The organism is uncultured Campylobacter sp. (assembly GCF_937997465.1).
Lineage (GTDB): Bacteria > Campylobacterota > Campylobacteria > Campylobacterales > Campylobacteraceae > Campylobacter_A.
On record NZ_CALKTQ010000233.1, the window covers coordinates 1 to 3,112 of the forward strand.

Annotated in this window: 5 protein-coding genes; all 5 read left to right on the forward strand. The window is 45.7% G+C overall.

Annotated elements, in window-relative coordinates; translation table 11 throughout:
* Positions 1-841 (forward strand): hypothetical protein (locus tag Q0546_RS07835; RefSeq protein WP_298791966.1); only part of this gene is annotated, 841 nt, incomplete at its 5' end.
* Between the two features lie 10 nt (positions 842-851).
* On the forward strand, positions 852-1,658 hold the full coding sequence (kdsA, locus tag Q0546_RS07840; protein WP_298791968.1) for a 3-deoxy-8-phosphooctulonate synthase: 807 nt from the start codon (positions 852-854) through the stop codon (positions 1,656-1,658).
* On the forward strand, positions 1,648-1,977 hold the full coding sequence (locus tag Q0546_RS07845; RefSeq protein WP_107811629.1) for an SMR family transporter: 330 nt from the start codon (positions 1,648-1,650) through the stop codon (positions 1,975-1,977). Before kdsA ends, Q0546_RS07845 begins: the two co-directional genes overlap by 11 nt.
* A complete protein-coding gene (locus Q0546_RS07850) occupies positions 1,974-2,297 on the forward strand; it encodes an SMR family transporter (protein WP_298791971.1) in 324 nt (107 codons plus the stop codon). The genes Q0546_RS07845 and Q0546_RS07850 overlap by 4 nt, the downstream gene beginning before the upstream one ends.
* 9 nt (positions 2,298-2,306) lie before the next feature.
* Positions 2,307-3,112, forward strand: an 806-nt coding sequence (locus tag Q0546_RS07855) for a cation diffusion facilitator family transporter (RefSeq protein ID WP_298791973.1), incomplete at its 3' end; no start/stop codon positions are given.

Consider the following 3,112-nt stretch of genomic DNA (forward strand, 5'->3'; position numbering starts at 1 on the left):
TTTGCAGCAGGCTGAATGCGATGCTTTGGGTGTTTGTTCAAATGATCGTATGAATGAAATTTATGCAGTTGATGTTGCTTTTCATGAGTCCGGACTAAACTACGGCGGTCTTGATGAGACGGTAGTTAGAGTAGTAAAAAAATGTCTTAGAACCGCCATGTGTATTTATGGATATTTTGGTGTTAAAAAAGCAGAAATTATCTTTGCATCCCCTAAAATAAATAGACAAATTTTAGATGCCTTGCGCCCTTGTTTTGTTGATATAAACAACATAATACAAGAGATGGGATTTGAATTTGACTTTAGAATAATAGCAAATAGCGATTTTTCAAATTTGGTTTTAGAACCTATTTTGGAGATAAGTGGTAATGTGGCTGATACGGCGGAGCTTTTTATGCGTTCTTACCAGATGCTATCCTTGTTTGATAAAAAGAGCCTAAAAGATACAAAAAACGTAGAAAAACAAAAGCCGGAAACGACTATACGCAACTATCAACTTTCTAAAGACTACGTTAATATCAAAAATAATCAAGACGATTACGCCGAGCTAAAAGTAGGACAAATAGCACGAATAATTATGAGGGAAATTTTGGAAAGCGGTAAAGTAGATGCCGACGAGATAAACAGGCTTCAAAGCGAAAGATATAGTAAGGATAGTCTTGGATTAAATTACCCTGCGCTTGTAATCGCTGACAGCGAATATGACGCAGTGCGTTATTATTCTGACCCTATACTGATAAATGGTGTAAAATACAAGCTTTGCTCGCAATGGTTTGAAACGCCCGCAAATGACGACAGGCCATACCTGATCGACTGGATCAAAAAATATAAAGACAAATAAAGGAGAAAAAATGATACTAATAGCAGGGCCTTGCGTCATCGAGAGCGAGCAGCTCGTTTTTGACGTGGCAAAAAGGTTAGTTAAATTTAACGAAGATAAGCGGATAGATTTTTATTTCAAATCAAGCTTTGACAAGGCAAATCGCACGAGTATAAGCTCGTTTCGCGGACCCGGACTTGAAAAAGGGTGCGAAATTTTAGCCAAGATCAAAAAGGAATTCGGTTTTAAAATTTTAACCGATATCCACGAGAGCTACCAGGCTAGGCCCGTGGGCGAGGTTGCGGACGTGCTGCAGATCCCGGCGTTTTTGTGCCGACAAACCGATCTGCTCGTGGCTGCTGCCAAAACAAAAGCGGTGGTAAATATCAAAAAAGGGCAGTTTTTAGCCGCCTCTGCGATGAAGCATTCGGTCAAAAAAGTGCTAGAAACAAGGGGCATTAGTGGCGATGGATACGAGGTCGCTAAACAAAACGGCGTGTGGCTAACGGAGCGAGGCAGCACCTTTGGCTACGGAAATTTAGTCGTAGATATGCGAAATTTGGTACTAATGAGAGAATTTGCACCCGTGATTTTCGACGCGACGCATAGCGTGCAGATGCCGTCGGCTTTGGGTGAGAAAAGCGGCGGGGACGCGAGATTCGTGCCGTATTTGGCGCGAGCTGCGGCGGCTGCGGGCGTGGACGGATTTTTCTACGAGACGCACGTAAATCCTTGCGAGGCGCTTTGTGACGGGCCGAATATGCTAAATTTAGACGAACTAGACGCGAATATCGCTCAAATTTTTAAGATAAAAGACGCTCTAGGCGATGCAAACTAAGGGCTTTTTATGGGTGCTAGGCGGCGCAGTCGCCGAATGCGGCTGGGCGTACGGGCTAAAGCATGCATCAAGCGCGCCGGAGATCGCGCTCACCGCGATGCTCGTTTGCGTTAGCTTTACGTCGTTTATAATCGCTATGAAATACCTGCCCATTAGTATCACATACACCGTGTTTGTGGGGCTTGGGGCGTTTTTTGTGGTGATCGCCGAGATCGTGAGCGAATTTCGCGCGAGCGGTCAGACGCCAGATCTTTTGCGGCTATTTTTCATAGCGACGCTGATCGCGGGCGTGCTGGGGCTAAAAAGGCTAAAGTCTTGACGCACGTTTTAGCTCTTTTGGCGGCCGGGTGTTGCGAGGTCTCGGGCGTATTTTTTCTAACCAAATTTCAAAAAAGCTTCGGCGTGAAAAAGGCGGCGAATTTTTTGATTTTGGTCGCAAATTTCGCCCTTTCGCTTTGGCTTTTGAGCTACGCGATGCAGGCGATGCCGATGTCGGTGGCGTACGCGATCTGGACGGGTATGGGAGCGGTCGGAGCCGTGAGCGTCGGGATAGTGTTTGATAAAGAAAAAATGAGCGCACAAAAGGCGTTTTATCTATCGCTAATAACGCTAAGCGCGGTAATGTTAAAAATAATCTAAGGGGCAAATTTGGAGGTAGTAGAGCAGGTCACGTCGCGAGATAAATCCATCGTAAAAACAGGCCTCATAGGCATAGTGGCAAATGCTATTTTAGCGGCGATCAAAGCAGTTGTGGGCTTTGCAAGTGGCTCGATCGCTATCATTTTAGATGCGGTAAATAACCTAAGCGACGCTCTCTCGTCAGTCATTACCATTGTCGGCATAAAAATAGCCGGGAAAAGCCCTGACAAAGAGCATCCATTTGGTTACGGCAGAGTGGAGTATCTAACGGCTATCGTTATAGGCGTGATCATACTTTATACAGGCGGTACCTCTGTGGTCGAGTCGGCTAAAAAAATCATCTCGCCAAGCACCCCAAACTACGACACTGTCTCGCTTATTTTGATCGCCGTTTTGGTAGTGGTCAAATTTGCGCTTGGGCTTTACACGCAAAGGGTCGGACAAAGCGTAAATTCCGACTCGCTCATAGCAAGCGGAGTGGACGCGAAATTTGACGCTCTCATCTCGCTTGGTACGCTTTTGGCGGCTTTGGTCTTTGTATTTTTTGGCGTTAGCCTTGAGGCGTATCTTGGCGTGATCATATCGCTACTTCTTATCAAGGCGGCACTTGAAATTTTACGTGACGCAATAGATAAAATTTTAGGCGCAAGGATGCCTAGTGGCGATAGCTCGGAAATTTATGAGTGTGTACGCTCGTTTGATGGCGTGCTTGGGGCTTATGACCTTATCTTTAACGACTACGGCCCAGACAAGAAGCTAGGCAGCGTGCATATAGAGGTGGCGCACGATATGAACGCCGCGCAGATAGACGCGCT